Annotated in this window: 31 protein-coding genes and 1 pseudogene; 9 read left to right on the top strand and 23 right to left on the bottom strand. The window is 75.2% G+C overall.

All coding sequences use genetic code 11. The features are described from left to right. Window positions 1–4: 4 nt before the first annotated feature. The 3 genes and pseudogenes from ABT006_RS32020 to ABT006_RS32010 all read right to left on the bottom strand — a co-directional run. Window positions 5–652, bottom strand: a pseudogene (locus ABT006_RS32020) (sensor histidine kinase); the annotation flags it as partial. Between the two features lie 61 nt (window positions 653–713). Further along, the gene (locus ABT006_RS32015) at window positions 714–1469 is read right to left on the bottom strand and encodes a response regulator transcription factor (protein ID WP_502891045.1); all 756 of its coding nucleotides are present in this window, start codon (window positions 1467–1469) and stop codon (window positions 714–716) included. 95 nt (window positions 1470–1564) lie between these two features. Continuing rightward, window positions 1565–1798 (bottom strand): DUF8847 domain-containing protein, encoded by a 234-nt coding sequence (locus ABT006_RS32010; protein ID WP_350712213.1) that lies wholly within the window; start codon window positions 1796–1798, stop codon window positions 1565–1567. A 174-nt stretch (window positions 1799–1972) separates the two neighbouring features. Between ABT006_RS32010 and ABT006_RS32005 the strand changes: the two genes are divergently transcribed. The 3 genes from ABT006_RS32005 (at window position 1973) to ABT006_RS31995 (ending at window position 4809) form a co-directional block, all read left to right on the top strand. Beyond that, on the top strand, window positions 1973–2920 hold the full coding sequence (locus tag ABT006_RS32005; RefSeq protein ID WP_350712212.1) for a serine/threonine-protein kinase: 948 nt from the start codon (window positions 1973–1975) through the stop codon (window positions 2918–2920). A gap of 225 nt (window positions 2921–3145) precedes the next feature. Further along, window positions 3146–3574, top strand: coding sequence for an OsmC family protein (locus ABT006_RS32000; RefSeq protein WP_091106530.1), 429 nt, complete (start codon window positions 3146–3148; stop codon window positions 3572–3574). Window positions 3575–3966: 392 nt separating this feature from the next. Next, entirely contained in the window at window positions 3967–4809 is an 843-nt protein-coding gene (locus ABT006_RS31995; RefSeq protein ID WP_350712211.1) for a hypothetical protein, read from the top strand. Between the two features lie 14 nt (window positions 4810–4823). Here the strand turns inward: ABT006_RS31995 and ABT006_RS31990 are convergent, their stop codons facing one another. From ABT006_RS31990 to ABT006_RS31965, 6 genes are all read right to left on the bottom strand, one after another. Continuing rightward, on the bottom strand, window positions 4824–5372 hold the full coding sequence (locus ABT006_RS31990; RefSeq protein ID WP_350712210.1) for an ATPase: 549 nt from the start codon (window positions 5370–5372) through the stop codon (window positions 4824–4826). 188 nt (window positions 5373–5560) lie between these two features. Then, window positions 5561–6007: a response regulator gene (locus ABT006_RS31985; RefSeq protein WP_350712209.1), complete on the bottom strand. Its 447-nt coding sequence runs from the start codon at window positions 6005–6007 to the stop codon at window positions 5561–5563. A 70-nt stretch (window positions 6008–6077) separates the two neighbouring features. Beyond that, window positions 6078–6425: an STAS domain-containing protein gene (locus ABT006_RS31980; protein ID WP_350712208.1), complete on the bottom strand. Its 348-nt coding sequence runs from the start codon at window positions 6423–6425 to the stop codon at window positions 6078–6080. 83 nt (window positions 6426–6508) lie between these two features. Continuing rightward, window positions 6509–7558 carry a cobalamin B12-binding domain-containing protein gene (locus ABT006_RS31975; protein WP_350712207.1) on the bottom strand — a complete coding sequence of 350 codons (1050 nt, stop codon included), beginning with the start codon at window positions 7556–7558 and terminating at the stop codon, window positions 6509–6511. Further along, the gene (locus tag ABT006_RS31970; protein WP_350712206.1) at window positions 7555–8583 is read right to left on the bottom strand and encodes a PP2C family protein-serine/threonine phosphatase; all 1029 of its coding nucleotides are present in this window, start codon (window positions 8581–8583) and stop codon (window positions 7555–7557) included. The genes ABT006_RS31975 and ABT006_RS31970 overlap by 4 nt, the downstream gene beginning before the upstream one ends. Window positions 8584–8914: 331 nt before the next feature. Beyond that, a complete protein-coding gene (locus ABT006_RS31965) occupies window positions 8915–9229 on the bottom strand; it encodes a hypothetical protein (RefSeq protein ID WP_350712205.1) in 315 nt (104 codons plus the stop codon). A 210-nt stretch (window positions 9230–9439) separates the two neighbouring features. Here ABT006_RS31965 and ABT006_RS31960 point away from each other — a divergent pair, with 210 nt between their 5' ends. Further along, on the top strand, window positions 9440–10429 hold the full coding sequence (locus ABT006_RS31960; RefSeq protein ID WP_350712204.1) for a DUF2267 domain-containing protein: 990 nt from the start codon (window positions 9440–9442) through the stop codon (window positions 10427–10429). 65 nt (window positions 10430–10494) lie between these two features. Then, window positions 10495–11310, top strand: a complete 816-nt coding sequence (locus tag ABT006_RS31955; protein ID WP_350712203.1) for a spermidine synthase — start codon at window positions 10495–10497, stop codon at window positions 11308–11310. 91 nt (window positions 11311–11401) lie between these two features. On the opposite strand, the gene ABT006_RS31950 is transcribed toward ABT006_RS31955, so the two are convergent. After that, on the bottom strand, window positions 11402–12703 hold the full coding sequence (locus tag ABT006_RS31950; protein ID WP_350712202.1) for an NAD(P)/FAD-dependent oxidoreductase: 1302 nt from the start codon (window positions 12701–12703) through the stop codon (window positions 11402–11404). Between the two features lie 234 nt (window positions 12704–12937). Between ABT006_RS31950 and ABT006_RS31945 the strand changes: the two genes are divergently transcribed. Continuing rightward, window positions 12938–13099 (top strand): hypothetical protein, encoded by a 162-nt coding sequence (locus tag ABT006_RS31945; RefSeq protein WP_350712201.1) that lies wholly within the window; start codon window positions 12938–12940, stop codon window positions 13097–13099. A 4-nt stretch (window positions 13100–13103) separates the two neighbouring features. Here the strand turns inward: ABT006_RS31945 and ABT006_RS31940 are convergent, their stop codons facing one another. The 9 genes from ABT006_RS31940 to ABT006_RS31900 form a co-directional block, all read right to left on the bottom strand. Further along, window positions 13104–13637 (bottom strand): GNAT family N-acetyltransferase, encoded by a 534-nt coding sequence (locus tag ABT006_RS31940; RefSeq protein WP_350712200.1) that lies wholly within the window; start codon window positions 13635–13637, stop codon window positions 13104–13106. Window positions 13638–13701: 64 nt separating this feature from the next. Next, entirely contained in the window at window positions 13702–14073 is a 372-nt protein-coding gene (locus ABT006_RS31935; RefSeq protein ID WP_350712199.1) for a hypothetical protein, read from the bottom strand. A gap of 59 nt (window positions 14074–14132) precedes the next feature. Next, window positions 14133–14426: a DUF6510 family protein gene (locus ABT006_RS31930; protein ID WP_350712198.1), complete on the bottom strand. Its 294-nt coding sequence runs from the start codon at window positions 14424–14426 to the stop codon at window positions 14133–14135. Window positions 14427–14446: 20 nt separating this feature from the next. Continuing rightward, complete coding sequence (locus ABT006_RS31925; RefSeq protein WP_350712197.1) at window positions 14447–15181, bottom strand: ferredoxin reductase; 735 nt, start codon at window positions 15179–15181, stop codon at window positions 14447–14449. Then, window positions 15178–15768: a sulfite oxidase-like oxidoreductase gene (locus tag ABT006_RS31920; protein ID WP_350712238.1), complete on the bottom strand. Its 591-nt coding sequence runs from the start codon at window positions 15766–15768 to the stop codon at window positions 15178–15180. Before ABT006_RS31920 ends, ABT006_RS31925 begins: the two co-directional genes overlap by 4 nt. 80 nt (window positions 15769–15848) lie before the next feature. Further along, window positions 15849–16868, bottom strand: a complete 1020-nt coding sequence (locus tag ABT006_RS31915; RefSeq protein ID WP_350712196.1) for a TerC/Alx family metal homeostasis membrane protein — start codon at window positions 16866–16868, stop codon at window positions 15849–15851. Window positions 16869–17106: 238 nt separating this feature from the next. Further along, complete coding sequence (locus ABT006_RS31910) at window positions 17107–18312, bottom strand: DUF418 domain-containing protein (protein WP_350712195.1); 1206 nt, start codon at window positions 18310–18312, stop codon at window positions 17107–17109. 174 nt (window positions 18313–18486) lie between these two features. Continuing rightward, window positions 18487–19476, bottom strand: coding sequence for a glycosyltransferase family 9 protein (locus ABT006_RS31905; RefSeq protein WP_350712194.1), 990 nt, complete (start codon window positions 19474–19476; stop codon window positions 18487–18489). Then, window positions 19469–20647: a glycosyltransferase gene (locus tag ABT006_RS31900; RefSeq protein WP_350712193.1), complete on the bottom strand. Its 1179-nt coding sequence runs from the start codon at window positions 20645–20647 to the stop codon at window positions 19469–19471. The genes ABT006_RS31905 and ABT006_RS31900 overlap by 8 nt, the downstream gene beginning before the upstream one ends. A 73-nt stretch (window positions 20648–20720) precedes the next feature. Here ABT006_RS31900 and ABT006_RS31895 point away from each other — a divergent pair, with 73 nt between their 5' ends. After that, window positions 20721–21887 (top strand): CaiB/BaiF CoA transferase family protein, encoded by a 1167-nt coding sequence (locus ABT006_RS31895; RefSeq protein ID WP_350712192.1) that lies wholly within the window; start codon window positions 20721–20723, stop codon window positions 21885–21887. A 103-nt stretch (window positions 21888–21990) separates the two neighbouring features. On the opposite strand, the gene ABT006_RS31890 is transcribed toward ABT006_RS31895, so the two are convergent. Then, entirely contained in the window at window positions 21991–22401 is a 411-nt protein-coding gene (locus ABT006_RS31890; protein WP_350712191.1) for a DUF2267 domain-containing protein, read from the bottom strand. A 154-nt stretch (window positions 22402–22555) separates the two neighbouring features. Here ABT006_RS31890 and ABT006_RS31885 point away from each other — a divergent pair, with 154 nt between their 5' ends. Beyond that, entirely contained in the window at window positions 22556–22825 is a 270-nt protein-coding gene (locus ABT006_RS31885) for a DUF2795 domain-containing protein (RefSeq protein WP_350712190.1), read from the top strand. Between the two features lie 52 nt (window positions 22826–22877). Next, on the top strand, window positions 22878–23534 hold the full coding sequence (locus ABT006_RS31880) for a DUF1345 domain-containing protein (RefSeq protein WP_350712189.1): 657 nt from the start codon (window positions 22878–22880) through the stop codon (window positions 23532–23534). A 219-nt stretch (window positions 23535–23753) separates the two neighbouring features. Here the strand turns inward: ABT006_RS31880 and ABT006_RS31875 are convergent, their stop codons facing one another. The 3 genes from ABT006_RS31875 to ABT006_RS31865 form a co-directional block, all read right to left on the bottom strand. After that, window positions 23754–24413, bottom strand: coding sequence for a hypothetical protein (locus tag ABT006_RS31875; protein ID WP_350712188.1), 660 nt, complete (start codon window positions 24411–24413; stop codon window positions 23754–23756). A 42-nt stretch (window positions 24414–24455) separates the two neighbouring features. After that, a complete protein-coding gene (locus ABT006_RS31870) occupies window positions 24456–25427 on the bottom strand; it encodes a pirin family protein (protein WP_350712187.1) in 972 nt (323 codons plus the stop codon). Between the two features lie 140 nt (window positions 25428–25567). Then, on the bottom strand, window positions 25568–26164 hold the full coding sequence (locus tag ABT006_RS31865) for a hypothetical protein (RefSeq protein ID WP_350712186.1): 597 nt from the start codon (window positions 26162–26164) through the stop codon (window positions 25568–25570). Between the last annotated feature and the right edge of the window lie 563 nt (window positions 26165–26727).

Genomic DNA, 26727 nt, shown 5'->3' with positions numbered 1-26727 from the left:
GGCGCTACGTCCCGGTCGCGACGTGCGGCAGGCGGACGGTGAACACCGTCCGGCCCGGCCGGCTGTCCATCCCGACCGTGCCGCCGTGGGCCTCCACGACGGCGGCCACGATGGCCAGGCCCAGGCCGGTGCTGCCGTGCGCCCGGGAGCGGGAGCCGTCGCCCCGCGAGAAGCGTTCGAACACCCGGTCCCGCAGCTCCGCCGGCACGCCCGGACCGTCGTCGGCGACGCTGAGCACGGCGGCGTCCCCCGCCACCCGCAGGGCGGTGGTGACGGTGGTCCCCGGCGGGGTGTGCACCCGGGCGTTGGCCAGCAGGTTCGCCAGCACCTGGTGCAGCCGGGCCGGGTCGCCGGTGACCCGGATGAGGGCGTCGGGCAGGTCGAGCTGCCAGCGGTGCTCCGGTCCGGCGACGCGGGCGTCGCTGGCCGCGTCCACCACCAGCGCGGGGAGGTCCACCGGCCCGACCGCGAGCGGGCGGCCCGAATCCAGCCGGGCCAGCAGCAGCAGGTCGTCGACGAGGCTGGTCATCCGGGCGCTCTCCGACTCGACCCGGCGCAGCGCGTGGGCCACGTCGGGCGGCACGCCCTCCCGGCCACGCCGGACGAGTTCGGCGTACCCGCGGATGGCGGCCAGCGGGGTGCGCAGCGACAGGCCGGCCAGCCGGCCGCGGAGCCGGGCGGCGGGCCGGGGACGGAGCCGTACGGCGGGCCCCTCAGTCCGCCGGGCGGAGGACATAACCCGCGCCGCGCAGCGTGTGGATCATCGGCTTCCGGCCGGCGTCGATCTTCTTCCGCAGGTACGAGATGTAGAGCTCGACCACGTTGGCCTGACCGCCGAAGTCGTAGTTCCAGACCCGGTCGAGGATCTGCGCCTTGCTCAGCACGCGGCGCGGGTTGCGCATGAGGTAGCGCAGCAGTTCGAACTCGGTGGCGGTGAGCGTGATCGACTCGCCGTCGCGGCGCACCTCGTGGCTGTCCTCGTCCAGGCTGAGGTCGCCGACCGTGAGCACCGCGTCCGTACGGGCGGCGACGGCGAAGCCCGACCGGCGCAGCAGCGCCCGCAGCCGGGCGATCGCCTCCTCCAGGCTGAACGGCTTGGTCACGTAGTCGTCGCCGCCGACGGTCAGGCCGGCGATCCGCTCCTCCACCGCGTCCCGGGCGGTCAGGAACAGCACCGGCACCGTCGGGGCGTGCTCGCGCAGCCGGCGCAGCACCTGGAAACCGTCCAGGTCCGGCAGCATCACGTCGAGCACCACGGCGTCCGGCCGGAACTGCCGCCCCGCGCTCAGCGCCGACATCCCGTCCCCCGCCGTACGCACCTGCCAGCCCTCGTAGCGCAGCGCCATCGACAGCAGGTCGGCCAGGGTCGGCTCGTCGTCGACCACCAGCACCCGGACGGGCTCGCCGTCCGGGCGACGCAGCTCCACGCGGCCCGCTCCGGCCTGCCCCTCGGTCATCATGGTCCCCATCGTGGACCGGCCGGCTGTGCCCGCCTTGTGCACCACCTGTGTGCCCGCTGTGCGCGGCGGTCACCGCCGGTCGGCCGCCCCGCGGGCGGGGCGGGTCATTCCGTCATGCCCACGGGATAGGTGTGCACGAAGCGCATCGTCCACGTGCCGCCGCCGGCGGCGTGCTCGCGCTCGTAGAGGTGGTCCGGCCCGCCGCCGCCGGCCGCCTCCGCCCCGTCGGGATGGCGCAGGACCCAGCGCGCCGGCGGGGACCCGTCGGGCCCGGCGGGAAGCGCCCGGACGAGGTCGTGGGCCGGCCCGCCGACGAAGCGTACGGTCACCTCGCCCATCCGCGCACCTCCGGTCCGGGCCGACAGCGGCCTCGGCTCGCAAGCTACCGCAGCGCGGGTTGCCCCCGCCCGGAACCGGCTCCGGTTTGCCCTGATCGGAGGCCGGGTAACGGCAGCGAAGGCGACACGGCGGACGCCCGGGGACGGGCGGTGGCGGCAGACGAGGAGCGGTCGATGAGGACGCTGGGCGGGCGGTACCGGCTCGAACAGCGCATCGGCATCGGCGGCATGTCCGAGGTCTGGCGGGCCCACGACGCGGTGCTCGACCGGCCGGTGGCGGTGAAGGTGATGTCCCCCGGGCAGGAGGAACCGGACACCTCGCTGGAGCGGATCCGCGCCGAGGCGCGCTCCGCGGCCCGGCTGGTGCACCCGAACGTGGCCAGCGTGCACGACTTCGGCACCTGCGCGACGCCGCCCGGCGGCCAGGTGCCCTACATCGTCATGGAGCTGGCCGAGGGCGAGACGCTCGCGGCGCACCTGCGGGCCGGGCCGCTGGACTGGCGCATCGCCGTCCGGGTCTGCGCCGAGATCAGCGCCGCCCTCGCCGCGGCCCACGCGCACGGCATCGTGCACCGCGACGTCAAGCCGGCCAACGTCATCCTGACCCCGGCCGGCGTCAAGGTGCTCGACTTCGGCATCGCCACCCCCTCGGGCACCCCGGACCGGTCGCCGGAGGGGATCGTGGTGGGCACGCCGGCGTACCTGGCGCCCGAGCAGTTGGAGCGGGCGCCCGCCACCCCGGCCGCCGACATGTACGCCCTCGGCGTGCTGCTCTACTACTGCCTCACCGGGCGGCTGCCGTACCAGGCGGGCACGACGACGCAGCTGTTCGGCGTGCGGCGGCGGCAACCCCCGCAGCCGCTGCCCGAGATCGACGGGCTGCCCCCGGAGGTGGCCGACCTGTGCGCACGCTGCCTGGCCGACGACCCGGCCGACCGGCCGACCAGCCTGGTGGCCGCGCTGGTGCTGGCCGAGGCGGTGGACGCCCGGGTGTACGTGCCGATGCGGCAGCCGGTGACGCCCCGGCAGCGCGGCGGCCAGGTGTCCCCGTGGACGGAACGCGCGGCGGCCGAGGTGACCGAGGCGGCGGCCGTCCCCGACCGGTCCACTTACGCCGGCTGAGCCGTCCGGGTGCGGCCGCCTGCCGCGCCGGCCGGGCCGTCCGGGGCCGCCACCCCTTGGGCGGGCAGGGGGCCGTCCGGCGCGCCCGCGTCGCACCGGGCCGGGCCGGACCGTCCGTCCGCCGGCGCCGGCCGCCGCCGTCACGCCCGTAGTCCCGGCCACCACCTGCGGTTTCACGGCTCGGGGGCCGGGTAGCCGGGCGGGTGAGTGAACGGGAGGAACGCGATGCCGGAATCGAGCTCCTGGCTGAACGAGACGGCCACCGCGACCGCCGAGGGCGGCCACGTACGCACCGACGACGGGGGGCTCTCCACGGCCCTCGCGTCCCCGCTGGCGCCGCACTGCTCGGGCCTGACCCCGGAGCAGCTGCTCGCCGCCGCCTTCGCGTCCTGCCTGCACCATGCGGCGGTGGAGGCAGCCGGTGAGATCACCGACGAGGCGCACACCGTGCAGGTGCGGGCGGAGGCGAAGCTCGGGCGCGACGACGACGGCCGGTATCGGGCCGACGTGCACGCCTCCATCTCGTCGGCCGGGCTCACCCGCCAGCAACTGGCCGAACTCGTCGAGCACGCCGACCGGCTGTGGCCGTTCTCCAGCGGCGACGCCAGCCGGCACCGGCTCACCGTCACGCCCGCGGAGAACGGCCGGCACTGACCTCACCGTCGCCCGGGCGAACCAGACCGCGGGGTCACCGGCGCGTCATGGGCCCCGGCGGCCCGTGTCGGGCGGGCGGCGACCGAGGCCGCCGCTGGCCCGTCCCGGCCGACGTGCGGGTCGCCCTCGCAGTCGACCGACGGCGGCCCGAACGGGTGACTGCCGCATCGGTCCTTCTACGGAGGGCGAGCCGACGCCGGGACCTGTGCCCCAAGATCGACTCTTCGCCCCTTTCCTGCGCCTTTACCGGACATAAGCGAAAGACCCGACAGGCGAGCAACACGAGCTTGGTGACGGGCCGGGCGTAATGGGGAGGCGGATCACCGCAAATTGTGGCGCATGCCACCAACCAGGCCGATGGCAACCGGCGCTCGCCTTTCTAGCCTCGGCGGGTGAGTCCCGACGACCCCCTCGGCCAGAAGCTGACCCAGGATCGACCGACCACCGCTGCGGCCGATCCCGCCTCAACCGAACGGACGATCGGCCGTCATCGCGCCCCGGAGCGGCAGCGCCGCGGCGGCCGGGCCCTGCTCTCCTCGACCCCCGTCCGGGTGGCCCTCGCCACCGGCGTGACCTGCTGCCTCGGCGCCGCCGCGTTCGCCGGCACCCGCGGCGACACCGACACCCCCCGCGAGCCCGTGGCCGAGGCGGTGGCCGAGCGGGCCGCCACCGACGAGCGCGCCTCCCGCGCCCTGGACCGGGCAGCCTCCCCCGCCCCCGTGGTCAGCGCCAGCCCGACGCCCAAGCCGACCCCCTCGGCCACCCGCAAGGCCCCGGCCAAACCGGCCAAGCCGGCCCGCCCCCGCCCCGTCGCCGGGCTCACCCAGGCCCAGATGGACAACGCCAAGATCATCGTCGACGTGGGCGAGGACCTGAAGATGCCCCGGCGCGCCCTGGTGGTCGCCGTGGCCACCGCCATGCAGGAGAGCAACCTCTACAACCTGGCCAGCGACGTTCTCCCGGAGTCCCAGCAGTACCCGCACCAGGGCAGCGGCTCCGACCACGACTCGGTCGGCCTGTTCCAGCAGCGCCCGAGCAGCGGCTGGGGCACGGTGCGGGAGCTGATGCGCCCCACGTACGCCGCCCGGGCGTTCTACGAGGCGCTGCGCGAGATCCCGGGCTGGCAGGAGATGAGCGTGGCCGGCGCGGCCCAGGCCGTGCAGGTGTCCGCCTTTCCCGACGCGTACGCCCAGCACGAGGGGCGGGCCACCACGATCGTCGCCGCGCTGACCTGACGCGGCGCGCGGGGTCAGCGGATCCCGGCGCGTCCGCCCGGCGGCTCGCTGGACGCGTCGGCGCCACCACGCGCGGCGATCCGCGTCGCCGGCACGCCGCCGCCGGTCAGCCCCGCCGCGGCGGTCGGGGTGTCGGCCGGTACCGGCTCGCCCGCGAACCCCCCGAGGATCTGGTCCGCCCGGGCCTCGCGGCGCCGCCGGGCGTACAGCGCCGCCTCGAAGTCCCGGCGGGCCTGCACCGCCTCGGCGTAGACCCGCTCGCGGACCTGCCGGGCCTCCTCGCGGGCCGCGTCGAGCTCGAAGCGCGCCTGGGCCAGGATGTCGGCCGCCTCCCGCTCGGCGCCCCCGACCCCGTACCGGCCCATCCCCCGGTCGCCGAGGTCCAGCCGCTGGAGCAGGCCGCACAGCGCCGACGCCTCGTCACGGATCTCGTCCCACTCCCGACCGGCCCCGGCGGCGCCCTCGGCCCGGGCCGCGAGCCGGGTCAACCGGATGCCGAGCTGGTCGAGGCAGGAATCGACCTGCCGCTGGTCGTAACCGGTCTCAACGACGGAGAACCTCATACTGTCGCCCCCCAGGCAGCTGGTAATTCTTCCCCACCTGGATCCTCGGCGCTGGCGGCGACCGCCGAGGGGGTTCGGGAAAAATGTTCAGCATGCGAGCGCCGACGCGGGTCGAGCGCCTCGCGGGGTGTCGGTGGGCGGCCCGGCGTGGACAATGCGGCGGGCGCGCCCGGGCGGGCGGTGCGGCGTCAGGTGCGCTTGGGCAGCACGACCACCCGGCCGAAGAACTCGTCGATGCGGCGCACCACGTCGTTGAAGTCGTCCAGGTCGATCGGCTTGGTCACGTAGGCGTTGGCCTGGAGCGTGTAGCTGCCCACGATGTCCGTGTCGGCGTTGGAGGTGGTCAGCACCACGATCGGGATCGTGCGCAGGTCCTCGTCGCCCTTGACCGCGCCGAGCACCTGCCGCCCGTCCATCCGCGGCATGTTCAGGTCGAGCAGGATGACGTCGGGGCGCCGGGCCTCGGTGTGCCGCCCCTCCTGGCGCAGGAACTCCATCGCCTCCTGGCCGTCGCCGACGACGTCGATGACCTTGTCGACGTCGGAGTCCGCGAGGGCCTCCTCGATCATCAGCACGTCGCCCGGGTCGTCGTCCACCACCAGGATGCGAACGGGACCGGGCCTGTCTGCGCGCATCGCTACCTGCTTCGTGTCAGTGGTACGGAAGACCGTGCGGTCCTCGATGCTGGCGGGGAAATGTAGCCCATCAACCGGCGGCCTGCGCGGTCGGGTCGGCCGGGTCGGGTTCGTATCTCAGCACGTCGGCCAGCCCGGTCACCTGGAGCACCCGGTCGACCCGGCCGCTGGCGCCGGTCACCCGCAGCCAGCCGCCGTCGGCGGCGACGCGATTGTCGCCCCGGACGAAGGCGGCGATCCCGGTCGAGTCGCAGAAGACCAACTCGGTCAGGTCGACCAGCAGGTGCCGCTCACCGCCGTCGACCAGCCGGTCGATCGCGGCGTTCAGCTCGGGTGCGGTGCTCAGGTCGAGTTCGCCGGCCAGGCGCAGGCAGGCCCCGCCGCCCTGGCGATCGGCGTACGTGACGGTGAACGTCACCGTGGTCCCCCTCGCTCCACCGCAGGCGGATGTTTGCAGTGCGGCAAGTATAAGCAGGGGCGCCGGCCGGGGACGCAGCGCGCTCAGCGCGACCCTGCGCCGCCCCGCACGGCCACGGACGAGCGGGCCGCCTCGAGGAACCGTGCGGCGCGGGGGAAGTCGTGCAGGACCCGCCCGTAGTGTTCCAGAGCCGACGCCAGCGCGGGGGCCGGCACGCCGCGACTGGTGAGGATGTCCACCAGCCAGTCGACGAACTCGGCGAACAGCGAGCCGTCGTCGACGTAGAGCGCGGCGGCCAGGAAGTCCACGACGTACCCGAGGTCGCTGACCGTCGAGTCCACCTGCGCGGGCGTGTAGTCGCGCGTGGCCGGGACACGTTCCCGCAGGTCGGCCAGCGCCCCGTCGATCAGTTCGCCGCGCCGCCGCACCAGGCTGGCGTACTCGTCGTCGGCCAGGTGGGACAGCTCCGCCGGCGGGGTGCGGCGCAGGGCCCGCTCGTCGGCGACCAGGTCGGCGGCGGCCGGGGCGTCGGGCGCCCAGGCCACGCCGAGCCGGCGGGCCCAGCGCCCGTCCGCGCCGAAGCCGCGACCCCCGACCACCACCGGCACGTCCGAGCGCCGGCACGCCTCGATCATGCGGTGCGCGTGCGGCAGCCGCATCGGCAGCGCGCAGGCCAGCGCGACCGCGTCCGCGTCGTGCCGGTGCAGGTACGACACCAGGTGCGCGGCGGGGACGCTCGCGCCGAGGAAGGTGACGTGCCAGCCCCGCAGCCGCAGCACCTCCGCGACCAGCCGGGGCGGCAGGGCGTGCCACTCACCGTCCATGCACGCCACCACGATCCGGCCCCGGGTCGGGCGCGGGTTGGCGTACCCGGCGACCGCCGCCACCACCCGCTCGCTGATGTGCGTCGCGGCGTGCTCCTGGGCGACGCTCCACTCGTTGCGCGCCCACCGCTCCCCCACCTCGGCCTGCGCCGGGGCGACCAGGTCCAGCAGGACGCGCTCGGCCGCGACGCCGGCCTCGAGCAGCCCGGTGGCCACCTCGATCGCGGCGTACTCGTCCGCCTCCTCGAGGCGGTGCAGGTATGCGGGCCAGGCGCCCGCCGGGTCGGCCCGGGCGGTCAGCGTGGTCACGGTCGGGTCTGCCCGGTGTCGGCGCTGCCGGTCGGGACGGGCACCGCGTGCAGGTGCCGGGGCGTACGCTCGCCCGGGCCCGTCGCGCGCAGCGCGAGCACGGCGATGTCGTCGTGGTCGCCGTGGGCCAGCCAGTCGCAGGTCACCTGCTCGACGCGCTCCGCCAGCGCGGGCGCGGGCATCCGGTGGCAGCCGGTGAGCGCGTGGACCAGCCGCTCGATGCCGAACTGCTCGTCGCCGCGCCGGCCACCGCGCGCCTCGGTCACCCCGTCGCTGTAGAGCAGGCAGGTCTCGCCGGGCTCCAGCCGCACGGTCACCTCCCCGATCCGGGGGTCGGAGACCACGCCGACCAGCATGCCGGACAGCGGCACGGGCTCCACCTCGCCCGAGCCGCGCAGCACGAGCGGCGGCAGGTGGCCGCCGCCGGCCATGGTCAGGGTGAGGCCGCCCTCGCGATGCGGCCGGACCACCCCCAGCACCATCGTGGCGAAACGCCCCTGGCCCTGTGCCTGGGTGGTCTCCAGCACCGCGTCGTTGAGCAGCTTCAGCAGCCGCCCGGGCTGCGACTCCACCCGGTGCAGCGCCTGCAGGCACTGGCGCAGCTGGCCGGTGAAGACGGCCGCCTCGACGCCCTTGCCCGAGACGTCGCCGAGGAAGAAGACCGAACCGCCGTCGGCCAGCCGGTGCGAGCCGTAGAAGTCACCGCCGATGCGCAGCCCGGCCTGGGCCGGCCGGTAGGCGGTGCCCCACTGCACCCCGGCGGCCTCGGCCGGCTCCACCGGCACCAGGCTCGCCTGGAGGGTGTCGGCCACCTCGGCCTGGTCGCGGTAGAGCAACGCCGTGGTCAGGGCGGCGCCGGCCCGCGCCGCGAAGGCCCGGGCCAGCTCGGTGTCGGCCTCGTCGTACCACCGGGTGGCGCGCCGCGCGACCAGCAGCACGCCGGCCGGGGCGTCCCGGCCGGGCAGCGGCACCACCCGGGCGCAGGCCTCGGCGGCGGTCAGGCCGGGCAGCCAGCCGGCCGACACCGCCTGCTCGACCAGCCAGTCGAGGGTGTGCGGTTCCCCGCCGTCCAGCCCCTCGGCGATCGCCGCGCGGCGGCACCGGCGCGATCCGGCTCAGCGGCGTCAGTCCCCAGCTCCGGCAACTGCTGGACCGCACCGGGCTGGCCGAGCTGCTGGCCATGGACCGCCCCGCCGACGGCGACACCCGCCAGGTGGGCTGAGGTCGCCCCGGGTGCGGCCCGGCCCCTCTCACCGGGTGAAGGGTCCTCCACGTCGCGTCCGGCATCGGTCATCCGCACGGCGCGGGGCTGGCCCCCCGACCCTGGGACCAGGGGTCGGGGGGCCGGAGTGAGGCTCAGGTCGCGGTGACCGGCTGGAGCCGGGGTCCGGTCGACCGCCGCTGCCGGGCCCCTGGCGGCTCGGCGTCCTCGGGTGGTCCGGAATCGGGAGTCTGGAAGAGATAGCGGACGAACTCCCCACCCGCCTCGTTGTCGTCCGCTCCGGGCCACTGCCCGATGCAGTCCACTCCGACGACCTCACGGCCCGAGCCGTCGGCCTCCTCTAGCAGCGCCCACAGGCTCACCGGGTAGCAGCGGGTGTCCTCGGGCGAGAGACGCCAGCGGGCGTACCAGCCGGGTCGGGCGGGGACGATCTCGACGATCCTCTTCATCACGACCTGTCCTTCCGCGTCCGATCGGAAGTGCTCCGGTCCGCTGCGATCGTCGGGCCCCGCCGGGTGATCGCCCCTCACCCCCGCCGGATGAAGCTCCCGCCCCTGCCGGGGGTCGCCGGCCCGGCCGCCGACGTCCGTTTCGGTGGCGGCGACGGTGGGAAGGCGACCGGCGGAAGCGAGGCACACCAGCGGAAGCGAGGTGTCACCATGCGCAAGCAGATGGAGGGCGACAACCAGCGCCGCCGCACGCTGGCCCGCCGGGCCCGTGAGCGCGGCCTGCAGGCCAGCGAGACGGGGGCCAGCCTGAGCGCCTCCAAGCAGCTCACCCACCTGGACCGGGGCAAGCGCGCCGGGCCGCCGCCGGCCGGCAGACGACACAAGCCCGACACCACCCGCGGCGGGCCGGCGCCGCCGCCGGCCGGCGTCCCCGAGTCGCCCCGGCCCACCCCGGATCCGGGCCTCGCCGCGCCAGGCGTGACCCCGATGGGGTACCGCGCGCTGGTCGACGACGTCGTCCGCCGCACCGGGGCCGACTTCCGGACCGCCAAGGTGGGGGTCGAGTCGACGGTGCTGGTGCTGGCCTGGGCCCTGGACGAGGCGGAACGCCGGCGGCTGCTCGCGGCGGTGCCGACGAAGTTGCACGACGTGGTCCCCGTGGACGGCATCAGGCGGCACCAGGACCTGCCGGGCTTCCTGGCCGAGGTGGGCCGGATCAGTGGGCGCACCCCGGAGCAGGCCCGCTACCAGGCCGAGGCGACAGTGGCGGCGCTCGCCGACCACGACGGCGACCTGGTCGAGTCGCTGCACGTGCCCGACGGCCTGCGCGAGCTGCTGCAACCGCCACCGGTCGGTGGCGGGGTGGTCGGCGCAGTCACCGCCACGCCCCCGCTGAGCGACGCGGACCTGCGGGAGGCGCTCGCCGGGCTGCCGTACTGGTCCGGCGACGGCAACGCGCTGTCGCGCACGATCCAGCTGCCGGCCGACAACCTCGACCGGGTGCTGGACCTGATCGACCAGCTGCGGCAGGAGACCGGGCGTGGGCCGCGGATCGGCCGCCCCGACGCGACCACCGCCGTGGTGACCGTACGGTCCCGGCGGGCCGGCGCGGTGACCGTGGTGACCGCGATGGACGTGGACCTCGCCCACGCCGTGGACGACGCGATCGACGAGGCGGGCGCCGGGATGGCCACCGGCTGACCCGGCGCGGGCCGGCGGGCGACCGCCCCGCCGGCCCGCCCCCGAGGCTCGGCTAGCGTGCCGGCATGGACGTCGACGCGCACCGGCTGGAGCTGGTCGTGGACCCGGCCCGACCGACCGGGCGCACACTGCTCGCCGCGGGCGTGGAACAGTCCTACGTGGACGTCGCCGACCCCCGCCACCTCCACTTCGAGTACGTACGGCGAATGGCCGCCGTGGCGGACCTGGCAGCGCCGCCCGGCCGGCCGCTGGACGCGCTGCACCTCGGCGGCGGCGCGCTGACCCTGCCCCGCTACCTGGCCGCCACCCGGCCCGGCTCGGCGCAACTGGTCGTCGAGCGGGACGCGGCCGTGGTCGACCTGGTGGCGCGGGAACTGCCGGCCCTGCCCGCCGACGTGCGCGTGCGGGTGGCCGACGCCCGGGACGCGCTGACCGGTGCCCCGCGCGGCGGGTACGACCTGGTGCTCGCCGACATCTACCGGGCCGCCCGGATGCCCGGGCACGTGACGACCGTCGAGTTCGCCGCCGGGGCGGCCCGGGCCCTGCGCCCGGACGGTCTCTACCTGGTCAACGTGACGGACCTGCCGCCGCTGGTCTTCACCCGGGTGCAGGCGGCCACCCTGCGGGCCGTCTTCGCCGACGTCTGCCTCGTCGCCGACCGGCGCATGCTGCGCGGCCGACGGTACGGCAACCTGGTCCTCGCCGCCGCGCCGCGCGCCGGACGGCTGCCGGTGGCCCGGCTGGCGGCCCGCGCGGCCCGGGATCCGGTGCCCGGCGGGGTGCTGCACGCGGCGACCCTGGACGCGTTCGTCGCCGGCGCCCGGCCCGCCACCGACGCCGCCCTCGCCACCACCGACGAGCCACCAGCCCGCCCGGCCTGACCGCCGAGGGCCCGCCCGCCCCGCGCCCGGGACGCGGTCGAGTCGCCCGGCGGCCCCGGGCAACGGCGGATCCGGCGGGGTGCGGCGCTGGTCAGCGGGCCCGGACGGTCACCTCGGGCGAGGAGCTTTCCAGGGGTACCGCGTTGGCCGGAACCAGGCCGAGCTGCACCGCCGGCCGGGGCAGTGCCGCGTCCAGCATCCAGTCGGCGCCCACCCGGGCCCGGTTGCCCGGCATCGCCAGCAGGTGGTAGCCCCGGGTGACCACCTTGGCGGGCAGCCCCGACAGCGACACCTTCAACGGGTTCGCCGCCGCGTCCTTGCCGCCCAGGTCGACGACCCAGCCCAGGTCGTAGTGCTTGTACGCCTTGCGCCGCCCCTGCCCGTAGGAGGCGGCGATGTTGTGCGCGGCCAGCTTGCCCTGCCGCTGGGCGTGCTGAGCGGTCATCGCGCAGATCTGCCCGGGTCGGGTCGGGTCCGGCACCGCGGCGGCGTCGCCACAGGCGTACACCTCGGGGAAGCCGGGGACGCCGAGGTACTCGTCGACGACCAGGCGGCCCTTCTCGGTGCGCAGCCCCAGCTCGGCGACGAACGGGTCGGGGCGCACGCCGACGCACCAGACGAGGGTGCAGGTGGGGACGTACTCGCCGTCGGTGAGCTTCACCCCGTCGGCGGTGGCCTCGGCCACGGAGGTGCCCATCCGCACGTCGACGCCGCGCCGGCGCAGCACCCGGTCGGCGGTGTCGGACATCCGCTTGTCCAGCTCGGGCAGGACCCGGGGCGCGACGTCCAGCAACATCCACCTCGGGCGGATCTTGAGTCGGGGGCGCTGGGAGACCAGCTCGTCGGTGAAGAGCTGGCCGTGCGCGGCCACCTCCGTGCCGGTGTAGCCGGCGCCGACGACCACGAAGGTGGCGCGGGCCTTCTGCTCGGCGGGGTCCTCGGCCTGCTCGGCCAACTCGATCTGCCGGACCACGTGGTCGTGCAGGAAGAGCGCCTCGGGCAGGCCACGGAAGCCGTGCGCGTACTCGGTGACGCCGGGGATCGGCAGCAGCTTGTTGACGCTGCCGACGGCGAGGACCAGCCGGTCGTACGCGAGACGGTTTCGGTCCCCCTCCGGCTGGGTGAAGCCGACCCAGCGGTTCTGCAGGTCGACGTGGTCGGCCTCGCCGATGACCACCCGCACCCCGTCGAGGGTCCCGGTCAGCGGCACGGAGATCCGGGTCGGCCCCACCACGCCGGCGGCCACCTCGGGCAGCAGCGGGAGGTAGAGGAAGTAGTCGGTGGAGTTCAGCACCACGATCTCGGCCCGGTCCCTGGCCAACCGGCTCAACGTCTTCGCCGCGTGGTATCCGGCGAACCCGGCCCCCACGATCACCACACGAGGTTTCGTCATTGCGGCCCCGTTCCCACGACACGCCCCGACAAACATGGCAGATCGGGCAATCTCAGCACTCGCCCAGCCGGGCGTACGCCCGTCCGGGCCGCCTCCACCGACCAGCAGCGCCCGAACGCCCGCCAGACCGACGACATGGGCACGCGGACGTCGGGTCACCCGGGCCGGGTGGGTTCGTCTCACCCGGCCCGGGTGCACGGTGGTGGTCCACGACGGCGATGGGAGGACTGCGCCATGAGCATGCCGATGTCCAACGACCAGCGGCAGCCGATCTACCTGCGGCAGAGCGGCCGGAAACACCTCACGCCCCGGCAGCGGCGGCGCGTCGAGCACAAGCAGGGACGGATCGAGCGCCTCGGCGGTCAGCGCCCCGAGGCGCGCCGGCCCGGGCGCTGACCGCCTACGGCCCGGCCGGGGCCGGGGCGGTGATCGCCCACCGCTCGTGGTCGCGCCACGCCCCGTCGATGAACAGGTACTCGGGTGAGTAGCCCTCCAGCCGGAAGCCGAGCCGGCGGGCCACCCGGCGGGACGGCTCGTTGCCCGGCTGGATGTTCGCCTCCAGCCGGTGCAGGCCGAGCGTGTCGAAGGCGTGCGCGACCACCAGGCCGATGCCGGCCGAGGCGTGCCCGGTGCCGCTGTACGGCAGGAAGGCGGCGTAGCCCAGGTACCCGCCGCGCAGCGCGCCCATGAGGATCCCGCTGATGTTCACGTACCCGGCGATGGCGCCCGAGGCCCGGTCGCAGATCAGGTAGCCGGCGTGGTCCCGCCGCCGGATCTTGGCCAGGTACGCGGCGTACCTCGTCGGGTCGTCGGGGGCGGAGAGCCAGGGGTGGTGCAGGTCCCGGCTGCGCCGGGCCGCCGCGACGAACTCGGCCTCGTCGGCGGGCCGGGGTCGGCGGATGCCGACCGGCCCGGCGGTACGCAGGTATCTCACGGCGGACAACTGTCGCCGTCCCCACCGGCGATGTCCAGCGGATTGCGCCTGATCGCGCCGCGAGTCACCCGCCGTCGGTGCGCTCGACGGTGTAGTGGATGGTCTGGGCGACGATCCAGCCCTGCTCGAGCAGGAACGAGTCCGCCCCGTCGCGGACCCGCACGCCCTCGGCGTCCGCCGTCCACTCCAGGAACGCCATCCGGCCCTCGACCAGCTTGTTCGTATACGCGTACCCGCCGCCGGGCAGCTCCTCCTCCAGCCAGCGCGCCAGCTCCCGGACCCCGGCGTGCCCCCGGAACACGCCCCGGCGCTCCAGCACCACGCAGGACGGGGACACGTTGCGCGCCAAATCCTCCGCGAACCGGTGCTCGGCGGCCAGCCGCAGGTGGTCCTCGAACACCTCCCGCGCCGACCGCGCCCGCAGGGCCTCGTCCACCGCCCCACCTCCGCCCGTCCCGGCTGCCGGGCCCGCCCCGCCCCCGTCCGGTCCCGCCGTCACAGCGGGCCCGGGTGCGGCTGGTCCAGCGGCATCGGCACCTGGAGAAAGGTTGCCCCGCGCAGATCCAGCCAGGCCCGGTCGGGCGAGCGGACCAGCCGCAACATCACCTCGGCGCAGTTCGGGCAGCGGGCCACCAGGCCGGGCGCGTGCGAGTAGACGCGCAGGTTGGCCAGCGGGCCGAGCGTGCCGCAGTGCGCGCACCGCCCGCTGGCGGCGCTCAGGTCGACGGCGAACAGCTCCCGCAGCGGGCCGTCGAGCATGTTGCCGTCCAGGTACGACAGCTCGGTCATCGGACACTCCTCCTCGACGCTCAGCCGGTCGGGCCGAACCGCTCGGTCTTCACCCGCCGGATCGCGTGGCCGAGCCCGACGAGCAGGTCCGCCACGGTCTCCACGAAGCCGGTCGGGCCGCAGACGTAGCAGAGCGGCTCCAACTCGGGCGGCCAGCCGTGGCTGCTGACGTCGGCCGGGCCGATCCGGTGCGGCTCCCCCCGCCAGCCCTCCGGCGCCTGGCGGGTGTACACGTACGTCACGTCCAGGCCCCGGTCGTCGCGGACGCGGGCGCGCAGCTCGTCGGCGTAGAACACGTCGGCGGGGGTGCGCACCGAGTAGAGCAGCCGGAACGGCGCGCGACTGTCGGCGGCGCGGCGCGCCCGCACCATCGCCATCAGCGGCACCACGCCCGAGCCGCCGGCCACCAGCAGCATTGGCGCGGCCTCCTCCGGCCGCCAGACGAACCAGCCGCCGACCGGGCCGCGCACCTCCACCGGGTCGCCCTGGGCGTAGACGTCGACGAGGTACGGCGACACCTCGCCGTCGGGCAGTCGCTGCACGGTCAGCGCGATCCGGTCCCCGTCGGCCGGTCCGGCCAGCGAGTACGACCGCGCCGCCTGGTACCCGTCGGGGGCGGTCAGCCGCACGTCGACGTGCTGCCCGGGCAGGTGTCCCGGCCAGCCGGGCACCTCAAGCACCAGCGTGTGCGCGGTCGGCGTCTCCACCCGGCGCTCGGCGAGCCGGGCCACCCGCCACCGCAGCGGGGCGGTCAATCGCCCTGGTACCGCTGCTCACGCCACGGGTCACCGTAGTCGTGATAGCCGGCGGTCTCCCAGAATCCGGGCTGGTCCTCCGTGGTGAGCCGGATGCCGCGCACCCACTTGGCGGACTTCCAGAAGTACAGGTGCGGCACGAGCAGCCGGGCGGGGCCGCCGTGCTCGGCCGGCAGGGGGCCGCCGTCGTACGAGTGCGCCACCCAGGCCCGCCCGCCGCGCAGGTCGGCCAGCGGCAGGTTGGTGGTGTAGCCGCCGTACGAGTGGGCCTGCGCGTAGTGCGCGCCGGTGTCGATGCCCTCCAGCAGCGTGTCCAGGGAGACGCCCTGCCAGTCGGTGTCGCGCTTCGACCAGCGGGTGACGCAGTGGATGTCCACCGTCGGGGTCTCCTGGGGCAGCGCCATCAGCTCGTCCCAGGTCCAGCGGAACTCCACGCCGGACTCGGTGGAGATGAGAAACTCCCAGGTCTCCAGCGGCACCTTGGGCGTCGGGCCGGCGGAGAGGACCGGGAAGTCCTCCGTCAGGTACTGCCCCGGCGGCAGGGCCGGCTCCGCGGAGCGGGGCCGACCCTGGAAGCCCGGTGACACGATTCCCACCCGTCAGTCGTACCACCCGGGGCGGGTCGGGCAGGCGCGGTCGGCCGGAACGGCACCACGGCGGGTGACGCTCAGCGCCGCTCGACCACCACTTCCTTCCTGCCCGGCGCGGCGCCGCGGGTGGCCCGCAGGCTGGTGAGCGTGACGACCACCAGGACGCCGACGATGACGCCCAGCGAGGCGAGGGTGGGGATCTCCGGCACGCCCGCCCAGATGCCGTGCGCCCAGTGCAGGCCCAGCTTGACGCCGATGAACGCCAGGATGATCGCCAGACCGTAGCTGAGGTGGACCAGCCGGCTGAGCGCGGCGTGCAGCACGAAGTAGAGCGCGCGCAGCCCCAGCAGGGCGAACGCGTTGGTGGCGAAGACCAGGTACGGGTCCTCGGTGATGCCGTAGACGGCGGGCACCGAGTCGACGGCGAAGACCACGTCGGTGACGAGCAGGGCGACCACCACGAGGGCGAACGGGGTGAGCGTCCGCCGTCCGGCGAGGCGCACGGTCATCTTCGTGCCGTGGTAGTCCTCGGTGACCGGCATGAACCTGCGCAGCAGCTTCACCGAGCGCATCTTGTTGATGTCGACTTCCTGCTCGTGCCCGGAGAGGGCGTCACGCAGCAGCTTCACGGCGGTGACGATCAGGATGACCGCGAAGAGCAGGAAGGCGAAGTCCAGGGTCTGCAGGGCCGCCGCGCCGAGGGCGATGAAGACCGCGCGCAGCACCAGCGCCCCGACGATGCCGTAGAGCAGCACCCGCTGGGCGAGCACCGCCGGCACCGCGAACGCGGCCAGCAGCAGCATGAAGACGAACAGGTTGTCGACCGAGAGCGACTTCTCCACCAGGTAACCGGTGAGGTACTCCACGCCCTGCTCGGAGCCGTAGCGGGACCAGACCCACGCGCCGAAGGCCAGCGGCAGGGCGATGTAGAACGCCGACCAGCCCAGCGCCTCCCGGATCGACACCTCGTGCGGCCGGCGGGTGACCAGGAAGTCCAGCACCAGCAGGGCGAGCACGGCGGCGATGGTGACGCCCCACAGCGTGGGAGTGCCGATCGAGTGGATCTCGGTGACGGCAAGGTACGGCAAATCGGACATGGAGCCTCCTCGAACACCCTGTCATGTTCGAGGTCTCCTTCACCCACCGTTTGTGGGCAACCACCCGAGGCGTGCTCCGGGCAAGCCGTACTGACCGGGATGGTTCGTGGGAAGTACTCCCCTCGTGGCGACAAGGTTATGGCAGGCTCGGCGGGCGCGGCAAACGGGGCACACGGGATCACGCGCGCCCCCGTCGAGCGGGCACGCGGGATCACGCGCCCGGCGCCCGCACCGCCGGTCAGCCGGCCGGCAGCCGGCGCAGGGCCGCCTTCTGGAGGGCCTCCAGCGGACCCTGCCCGAATCGGCGCAGGCACCAGCGGGCCCCGGCGGCCAGGGTCAGCCCGACGGCCGCCCAGAGCCCCAGCACCCACCACGGCGACGCGTCCTGCCAGGCCCGGGCCAGGCCGAGACCCCACCCGTAGCAGACCAACACGCACAGCACGTTCTGCGCGACGTAGCAGGACAGGGCGGTCCGCCCCACCGCCGTCAGCCCGGCGGTGACCGGCCCGGGCCGACGGACCCGGTCCAGCAGCACCCCGACCAGACCGAGGTAGCCCAGCGCCAGCACCGGCGCGCACACGTACCGGTCGAGCAGGAAGAACTCCGGCCCGGCGAGGGTGGTGGCCGCGTTGAACGGCAACCCGACACCGAGGCCCACGGCGAGCAGCCGGCGCCGCAGGGCCCGTCCCCGGGCGTCCGGGTCGAACGCGCCCGCCCGCAACAGCCGGACGCCGAGCAGGAACAGGAAGACCAGCAGGGCGAAGCTGACGATCGGCTCGGCGCGCAGGGCCAGCCAGTTGTCCAGGCGGAACGCCACCTGGTCGGCCCAGCTTCCGGCCGTGAACACCCGGGCGTCGGCGGCGGGGCCGGCCGACGCGGTCGGCGGGGCGGTCGCCAGGGCCAGGGTGAGCAGCACCATCAGCGCCACGTGCAGGGCGCCGGCGGCGTACAGCACCGCCCGCTGGACCCGCTCGGCACGGGCGAGCAGCCATGCCACCAGCAGCGCGACGACCGCGTACCCCATCAGGACGTCGAAGGCGAAGACGAGGACGAAGTGCAGGGTGCCCTCGACGAACAGCAGCAGGGCACGCCACCCGTACCGGCCGGGCCAGGACCGCCCCCTGGCGACGGCCGAGCGGTGCTGGATGGCCAGGCCGACGCCGAACAGGATGGTCAGCAGCGCGAGGAACTTGCCGTTGGCGAGAAAGCGGAACGTACCCTCGACGACGGCGGCGACCGGTTCCGCCCCGCCGACGGAGGCCGCCGAGATCGCCGTGGCGTCGGTGAGGAACCGGGCCTCCGCGCCGGGGGTGGCGAAGAGCCACACGTTGGTGGCGAGGGTGCCGAGGATCGCCACCCCGCGCAGCACGTCCGGCAGCGGCAGGCGGCGGGGCACGGTGCCGGGATCGATGGGTGCGGTCGTCGGCGCGGCGTTCGTCGTCACGCTTCCACCGTCGCAGCGCAGTCGGAGCCGGGCGTCGTGCCGGCCGCCGAGATCCGCGTCCCGCTTTCGATGTACGCCGGGGGCGCCCTTCGACGGACCCCATTCGCCGCTACCACGGCCTGACCAGCGGGAACGGTGGTCCGGCCGGTCGCCCCCACAGACGGGCGACGGCGGTCAGCGGGCGGCGACGGCGGCGAGCACGGCGGCCACGTCGAGGTCGGCCATGCACGCCGGGCCCGCCGCGTCGAGCGGGCAACGCGCCTCCCACCAGCACGGCTGCTCCGTGATGGCGGTGGGGCGCCGGTGCGGGCACCCCGGCAACCCCTGAAGGTCCGTGCCGCCCATCCCGTACCGCCGGGCGTCGGTGGGGCCGAACAGCGCGACCGTCGTGGCGCCGGCGGCGGAGGCGAGCCGCACCGGCCCGGTGTCGGGCCCGACCACCACCCCACCGCGCCGGCCCACCGCGGCGAACTGGCCGGCGAGCGTGGGCAGGTCGGACCGGGGCAGCGGCACCCCGAGCGGCGCGTCGGGGTCGACGGGGCCGACCGTGAGCACCGGGTGACCGCGCCGAGCCAGCTCCCCGGCCAGGGCCCGCCAGTGCCGCCCGGGCCACCGCTTCACCGCCATCCCGACGTCGGTCACCAGCACCACGGGCGGCGCGAGCGGCTCCCCCACCAACCGGGCCACCGCCCGCTCCCCGGCGCGATGCGCGTCGTCGTCGACGTGCACACGCGGGCGGGCGGACCGGTCGGCGGCGTCCAGCAGCCCCTCGGCGTGCAGGATCTCCAGGTAGCGCGCGCCCACCGGCTGGTGCGGTGGCGGGCCACGCCACAGGTTCGTCACCGCCCGCGCGGCGACGGCCTCCAGCAGCTCCGCGATGCCGTCGTAGCGGGTGGTGCTGACCGCCAGGTCCGGCCGCGCCGCCGCGAGCGCCTCGACCACCGCCTCCCGTTCCGCGCCCGGCCGGCCGTGGCGGGGAGTGCGCACCTCGGCGACCGCCGGGTCGGCGCGCACCAACTCCGCCCCCGGGTCGTGGGTGAGCACCCGCAGCCGCGCGCCCGGATTGCGGCGGGCCAGGCCGTGCACCGCCGGCAGCAGCATCAGCAGGTCGCCGATCCCGCCGAGCAGGTCCACCACCAGGATGTCCGCGTACGCCTCAGGCACCGGCCCGCCCCAGCGTCCGCGCGTAGAGGTCGCGGTGCGCGGCGGCGACCCTCGGCCAGGAGTACGCGGCGGCGAAGGCCCGCCCCCGCTCGGCGAGCCGGCGGCGCAACACCGGATCGGCCAGCAGCCTGCCCACGGTGCGCGCGATGGCGGCGCTGTCCCGGCGCCGCCCGATCACCGCCACCACCCCGCCCCGGCGCAGCTCGTCGTCGGCGGAGTCGGGCACCGTCACCGCCGTCGGCACGCCGTGCGCCAGCGCGGCGAGCAGGGCGCCGCTCTTCGTGGTCACCCCGGCGGTGAACGGCAGCACCGCCACGTCGGCGGCGTGCAGCGCGGCGGAGACCCGCTCGGCGGGCAGGTGCCCGGTGAACGTCACCGCCTCGGCCACCCCGCACCGGCGGGCCAGCCCGGTCAGCTCGTCGCGGAACGCCCGCGCCTCCTGCTCCGGCAACGCCTGCGAGGTGAACCCTCCCACCACCAGCAGCCGCAGTTCGGGGTGGTCGCGCCGCAGGTCGGGCAGCGCCTCGACCAGGTGCCGCAGCCCCTTCACAGGGTGCACGAAGCCGAAGAAGGCCAGCAGCGGGGCGCCCTCGGGCAGACCCAGCTCGGCCCGCAGACGCCGCCCGGCGGTGGCCGCGCCGACGTGGTCGGCGACGTTCGGGGCGATCGGGATGTGCGTCGGGGCGCGACCGGTGCGCGCGCGGACCACGTCCCCGTGGCCGGGGTTCGTGACGATGACCGCCGCGCTGGCCGGCACCAGCCGGCCCGACTCCCGGTCCCAGCAGCGGGCCCGCTCCGCCGCCGACCAGAGCCGGCCCGGCAGCCAGCCGGGGCAGGCCCACCACCCGTACTCGTGCAGGGTGGTGACCAGCGGCACCCGCCGGGGCAACCGCCACGGCAGCAGGCCGGGCTGACCGGAGAACCGGTACGCCGACGGCGCGAACTGCACGTGCACCACATCGGGGGCCAACTCGCGGACCCGGCGCGCGGCCCGGACGGTGGCGGCCCGCCAGCGGCCCCCGTCCCCGTCGGGACGCACCGGCACCGGGGTCACCTCGACGTCCACGTCGTCCAGCGCCTCGACCAGGTGCGCCACGTAGTCGCTGACGCCGTCGGCGTCGGGCCGGCCGGGACCGTGCAGCATGGCCACCCTGATCCGGTCGTCGACCACGCCACCTCCCGCCTGTCGCCCGGCGGGTTCCCGGCCCCTTACGGCGCAAACGCGCAGCGCCTATCGTGTGCCGATGACCGACGACGTGCCGGCCGGCCCGCTGACCGGCGTACGGGTGGTCGAGCTGGCCGGCATCGGGCCCGGCCCGTTCGCCGCGATGATGCTGGCCGACCTCGGCGCGGACGTGGTCCGGGTGGACCGGGCCACCGACGTGGACCCTGGTGCGTTCGGCAGCCCGCACCCGGACCTGCTCAACCGGGGGCGCCGCTCGATCGGGGTGGACCTGAAGTCCCCCGGTGGCCGGGAGGTGGTGCTGGCCCTGGTCGGCGGCGCCGACGCGCTGATCGAGGGTTTCCGGCCGGGGGTGACCGAGCGGCTCGGTGTCGGCCCGGCGGACTGCCTGGCGGTGAACCCGCGACTGGTCTACGGGCGGATGACCGGCTGGGGGCAGGACGGCCCGGCCGCCCCGTACGCCGGACACGACATCGGCTACGTGGCACTGACCGGGGCGCTGCACGGGATCGGGCGGCCCGGGGAGCGCCCGGTGCCGCCGATGAACCTGCTCGGCGACTTCGGCGGCGGCGGGATGATGCTCGCCCTCGGCCTGGTCTCGGCCCTGTACGCGGTGCGCGGCGGCGCGCGCGGCCAGGTGGTCGACGCGGCCATCGTGGACGGCGTGGCGGTGCTCAGCACCCAGATCCACGCGCTGCGCCGGCTCGGCATGTGGCAGGACCAGCGTGGGGTGAACCTGCTCGACGGCGGCGCCCCGTTCTACGACACGTACGAGTGCGCGGACGGCCGCCATCTGGCCGTCGGCGCGCTGGAGCCGCAGTTCTACGACGAGTTGGTCCGGCGCAGCGGCTTCCCGCTGCACCCGGACGAGGCACTGGACCGCACCGACCCGGCGAACTGGCCGGCGCTGCGCCGGGCGTGGGCGCGTCTGTTCCGCACCCGGTCCCGGGACGAGTGGACGGCGCTGCTGGGCCAGTCGGACGCCTGCGTGGCGCCGGTGCTGGACTGGCGGGAGGCGCCCGAGCACCCGCACCTGGCCTCCCGGCGCACCTTCGTGGAGCGGGACGGGGTCACCCAGCCGGCCCCGGCGCCCCGCTTCTCCGGCACGCCGACGGCGCTGCGCCGGCCGCCGCCGCAGCCCGGCGAGCACACCGACGAGCTGCTGGCCGAGGCGGGCTTCGAACCGGGCCGCGTCGCCGCCCTGCGCGCCGCCGGAGCAGTCGCCTGACCGCCGCCGGTCGTGCCGGGGCGGTCGGGTGGGTCGCACCCCGACGTCCGACCGCCGTGCCGGGTCGCGGGACGGACGGTCGGCGGGCAGGTGGCCGGCCCGGTCAGGAGCGGCGCAGGGTGGCGCCGGGAGCCATCGCGGGTTCCACCAGAATCCGGTAGTCGCGCGGCAACTGGGTGGCCACGTCGTCGAACTCGCCGCCGGTGATCGCCTCGCGGAGCGTGATGAAGACCGCGCGGGCGGCGTCCCTGGCCGCCGACTCGTCGATGCCGGCCCGCACGGCGACCCGCGCGACGAACTCGGCCGCACCGAACCGGTCCGCCGACTCCGTGCGCGGCCTCGGCTTCATCACCACCTGCAACGGCTTGGGCAACTGCGCCGCCAGGTCCAGCACCTCCCCACCGGTCAGCCGATCGGCGAGAGTCTCCAGCGTGGCCCGGGTCAGCGCCACCGCCTGCTCGGAGGACATGTGGGTGCGCCGGGCGACCTGGTCGACGAAGGTGTCGTAGTTCATCCGTGGCTCCTTCCGCGCCTGCGTCGGCTGCGCGTACCCGGTGCCCCGGCCGGGAAACGGCGGCGGATTTCCCCGCCGGACGGCGCGTGACGGGCCGCCGGGCGGGTAACCGCCGCCGGTCGTGACCGGATCGATGCCCGGAGGAGCCGACACCATGGCGAGTTACGCCGACGTGCTGCAGTACCTGTCGAGCCTGGACTACCCGGCCGGGAAGGACGACGTGGTACGCGAGGCCGAACGCGAGGGCGCCCCGCCGGAAGTGTTGCAGGCCCTGCGGGCCCTGCCACCGGTCGACTACGCCAACGGCAACGAGGTGGCCCGCTCCGCACACATCGACGCCGCGCCAGAGGTCGGCCCGTCCCAGCGGGCGGCGCAGGCCCGGGAGCGGCACCAGCGGGTCTCGCAGCACCTGCGCGGCATCTGAGCCTTGCCCACGCCTCGGCTGACCGGCGGCGGCGCCTGCGAGGGCGGGACCGGTGGGTGACGGTGCGCGGCCGTACGGGCACACCCCGGCCGCCCTCCAGCTCACCGTGATGGGCGTGGTCGGGCTGCTGGCCGGCGGCCTCACCGCCCTGACGGCCTCGCTGGAGCTCGCCCCCCTGGTCGGCTGGGACGCTGCCGCGCTGAGCTGGCTGGTGCTGGTGTGGCACAAGGTGTGGCCGATGGACGCGGGCCGGACGGCCCAGCTGGCGGTGTACGAGGACCCGAACCGGGCGGCCCGCGACACCCTGCTGCTCGTCGCCTGCCTGACCAGCCTGCTGGCGGTCGGCGTCGTGGTGACCCGCGCCCACCAGGGGCCCGCCACGACCCTCTGGAACGTCTACAGCGGGCTGGGCGTGCTCAGCGTGCTGCTGTCCTGGCTGGTGGTGCACACCGTGTTCGCCGCCCGGTACGCGCGGATCTACTACACCGGGCCGGACGGTGGGGTGGACTTCAACCAGCCGGAGCCGCCGCAATACTCCGACTTCGCCTACCTGGCGTTCACCGTGGGGGCGACCTTCCAGGTCTCCGACACAGCGCTCACCTGCAACGAGATGCGCCGGACGGTGCTGCGGCACTCGATGCTGTCGTACCTGTTCGGGGCGTTCGTCATCGCGGTGACGGTGAACCTGCTGGCCGGCCTGGCCAGGTGAGCGGGTAGCAGCCGGACAGGCGGGCGCCCCGGCCGCGAACCGCGAACCAGGGCGCCACGCAGAACCTGACCGACGGCCGACGAGGCCCGAACCGGGCCGCGACCACCAGGCGGTTGATGTACGCCCGAACCGGGCGGTCATCACTGCCGAGATCATCATACGATGCGCCATCCCCCGTTTGGAGGATTATCGGCGAACTGTGGGCCAGCGCACCGCGCGTCAGGGGGTCAGCTCCGCGTACCGCTGCTCCAGGTCGACCCGGGCCAGCGCCCCGACCAGCCAGGCGAGCCGCTCGGACTCGCCGCTGCCGGCCAGCCCCGCGAGGTCGTCGGCGGAGCGTCCCAGCCCCAGCCGGCGGGCCGCGACCAGCGCCCTGCGGTCGGCCACCGGCGCCACCTCCCGCCACAGCGCCTGCGCCTCGCGTAGGAACAGGTCGGCCACGGCGGCGTCCACGCCGGGCAGCTCGGTGAGCAGCCCGCGCTCCCGGGCCGGGTCGTGATGCGCCACCGCGCGCAGCCGGCGCAGGTCGCCCCGGTAGCACTCGACGACGGCCCGGGCCAGGTCGCCCAGGGTGTCGGCGAGCGCGTCGACGTCGCCGCGCTGGCCGTTGTCGCGCAGCACGCGCACCCGGTCGGCATGCAGCGAGCGGGCCAGCCGGGCGGCGCTGTCCCAGCCCGCCTCGGGCAGCGCGTGCGCGGTGTCCAGGGCGCGCCGGAAGTCGCCGCGCCGGGCCAGCAGCACGGCGAGGCAGAGCACCTGGAACAGGCTCGACGGGTTGTTCGTGACCCGGAAGCCGTACTGCTCCGCGAAGCCCCGCCCGCTGCCGGCGAGCCGGCGCACCAGTCGCTTCTTGTCCTCAATGCGGGAGATGGTCGGCATGCCGGCGACTACCCATGTCGGGCCCGGCCACGCCTGCCGGGGTCAGCCGAGGACGCCGCCGCTGCGGTCGCGCGCCTTGAGCCGGGTGGTGGGCAGCGCCGGGGCGGGCAGCGGCGGGGCCGGGTCGTCGGCGACGACGCCGAAGCGCCGCCCGGCCATCCAGTCCTCCCGGGCGGCGGCGACCTCCTCGTGCGAGCGGCCGACGAAGTTCCACCACATCACCAGTGGCTCCTCGAAGGGTGCCCCGCCGAGCAGCAGGAGGCGGCTGCCCACCTCGCCGGTCAGGGTGAGCCCGTCCCGGCCGGTGCCGAGGTAGAGCAGCGCCCCGGGGGCGAGCGACACACCGTCGACCTCGGCGGCGCCGGACATGGCCAGCAGCGCGTACTCGAAGTCGCGCCGCAGCGGCAGCGTGGCCGGCGCGGCCCCACGCACCTCGAGCTGCGCGCCGAGCAGCGGGGTGTGCGTCACGGCCGGGGACCGCTCGCCCTCCAGCTCGCCGACCAGCAGCGTGACGTCCAGCTCGCCGTCGCGCCAGCGGGGCAGGTCGGCGTGGTGGGCGAAGTCGGCCGCACCGGCGCGGGCCGGGTCCGGCAGCGCCACCCAGAGCTGCACGCCGTGCATCAGCGGCGGATGCCGATCGGGCGACCGTTCGGAGTGCGCGATGCCGTGCCCGGAGGTCATCACGTTGAGCTGACCGGGGCGGATGGGCTGCACGTTGCCGAGGCTGTCCCGGTGCAGGATCTCCCCGTCCAGCAGCCATGTCACCGTCTGGAGGCCGGTGTGCGGGTGTGGCGGCACCTCCATGCCGGGCCGCTCGGCCACGTCGTCCGGGCCGAAGTGGTCCACGAAGCACCAGGCCCCGACCATCCGCCGCTGGCGCTGCGGCAACAGCCGCCGCACCGTCGTGTAGCGGCCCAGCGGCACGTCGTGGCCCGGCAGCAGGACGCTGCCGGGATCGGCCGTGGCCACGCCGGGCGGGCGGGTCTGCGCAGGCATTCTCTCGGTACGCTCCACCAGCCCGACTGTACGCCCGGCACCGTGCCGGCTCCGGACGACCACGACCCTGGCCCCGACGCGGCCGTCCGCCCCGATGCGAGGACGCCGCTGGCCGGTACCCCGTGCGGGGTACCGGCCAGCGGCATCATGCACCTGTGTCAGTTGTTCCAGTGCTTGGCGACGAGGTCGGCGGCCTGCTGTTCCCACTGGGCGTAGTGGTCGGGGTACGCCGACACCTGCACGGTCTGCGCGGCCTCGGTCAGGGGCATGTCCTGCCACCCGTCGACCTGCTTCAGACCCTTCAGGAACGCCGTGGTCGAGTATTCGGGGTCGGTGATCTGCTCCACCGTGCCCCAACCGCTGGAGGGGCGCTGCTGGAACAGGCCCTGCGAGTCGTGATCGTTGCGGTCACCCAGATGACCCAGGTTCTCCAGCTTCGACTCCTGCAACGCCGTCGCGATCGACACGACCGCGGCCCGCTCGTCCATCCCGGCCTTCTTCGTCGCCGCGATGATCGCCTTCACGTTGCCGACCTGCTCATCCGACAGGTCGATGCGCGACTGCGCACCCTGCACACCGTGCGGGATCAACTTCGTGGTGTCCACGGCCGGCTTGTCCGCCGCCACGGCCACCGCCACGGGCTTACCCGACTCGACGGTCGGGGCGGCGTGAGCGGCAGCCGGACCGGCGAACACACCACCGGCAAAGGCCAGACCAGCGATACCGAGAACGCTCTTACGCATGATCGTGTTCATCAGATGCTCCATTCGGGGGTTGGCACCACACGCCGAAGGGGGTTCAGCGGGGCGCAAGCACCGTCCGGCGCTCAACAAACTCAAAGGGGATCCGACGTCACGCGCCGGGAAGAATCAGAACCGGCCGTCTGAAGACCACGGGAGTGGCGCGGGGGCGTGGGGGTCGCCCTTCATCGGCCGGGACCATGTGTAACGACCGGCGGCCCACCATCATTCCGGGGCCGGGGGCCGGGGGCCGGGGGCCGGGGGCCGGGGGCCTGCGCGCCAGCCCGTCGGGGCGGCGGCGTTGGTCCTGCTCGGTCGTACGCAGGGTGTAACGACCCCGGCCCGGCCATGATTCCGCCCCCACGATGCCCCCGGTCACACCCCGAAACCGGACCCACGGGGCACCCGCCACCCCGGATCCTGTCGAGCTGCCCGCACAGACGGGACACAACCGGACCCCACGGGATGCCGCCCCACCGGCCGCTGTCGAGCTGCCCGCACAGATGGGGCACACGCGCCCCGGCAGGCGATCGAGCCTGGTGTGACGGGTGGTCCCACAGACGGGGCAGCTCGACAGG

The organism is Micromonospora sp. NPDC002717 (genome assembly GCF_040295705.1).
Classification (GTDB): Bacteria; Actinomycetota; Actinomycetes; order Mycobacteriales; family Micromonosporaceae; genus Micromonospora.
The sequence above is the reverse complement of the archived record's forward strand: the minus strand, read 5'-3'. Positions and strand labels throughout refer to the sequence as shown.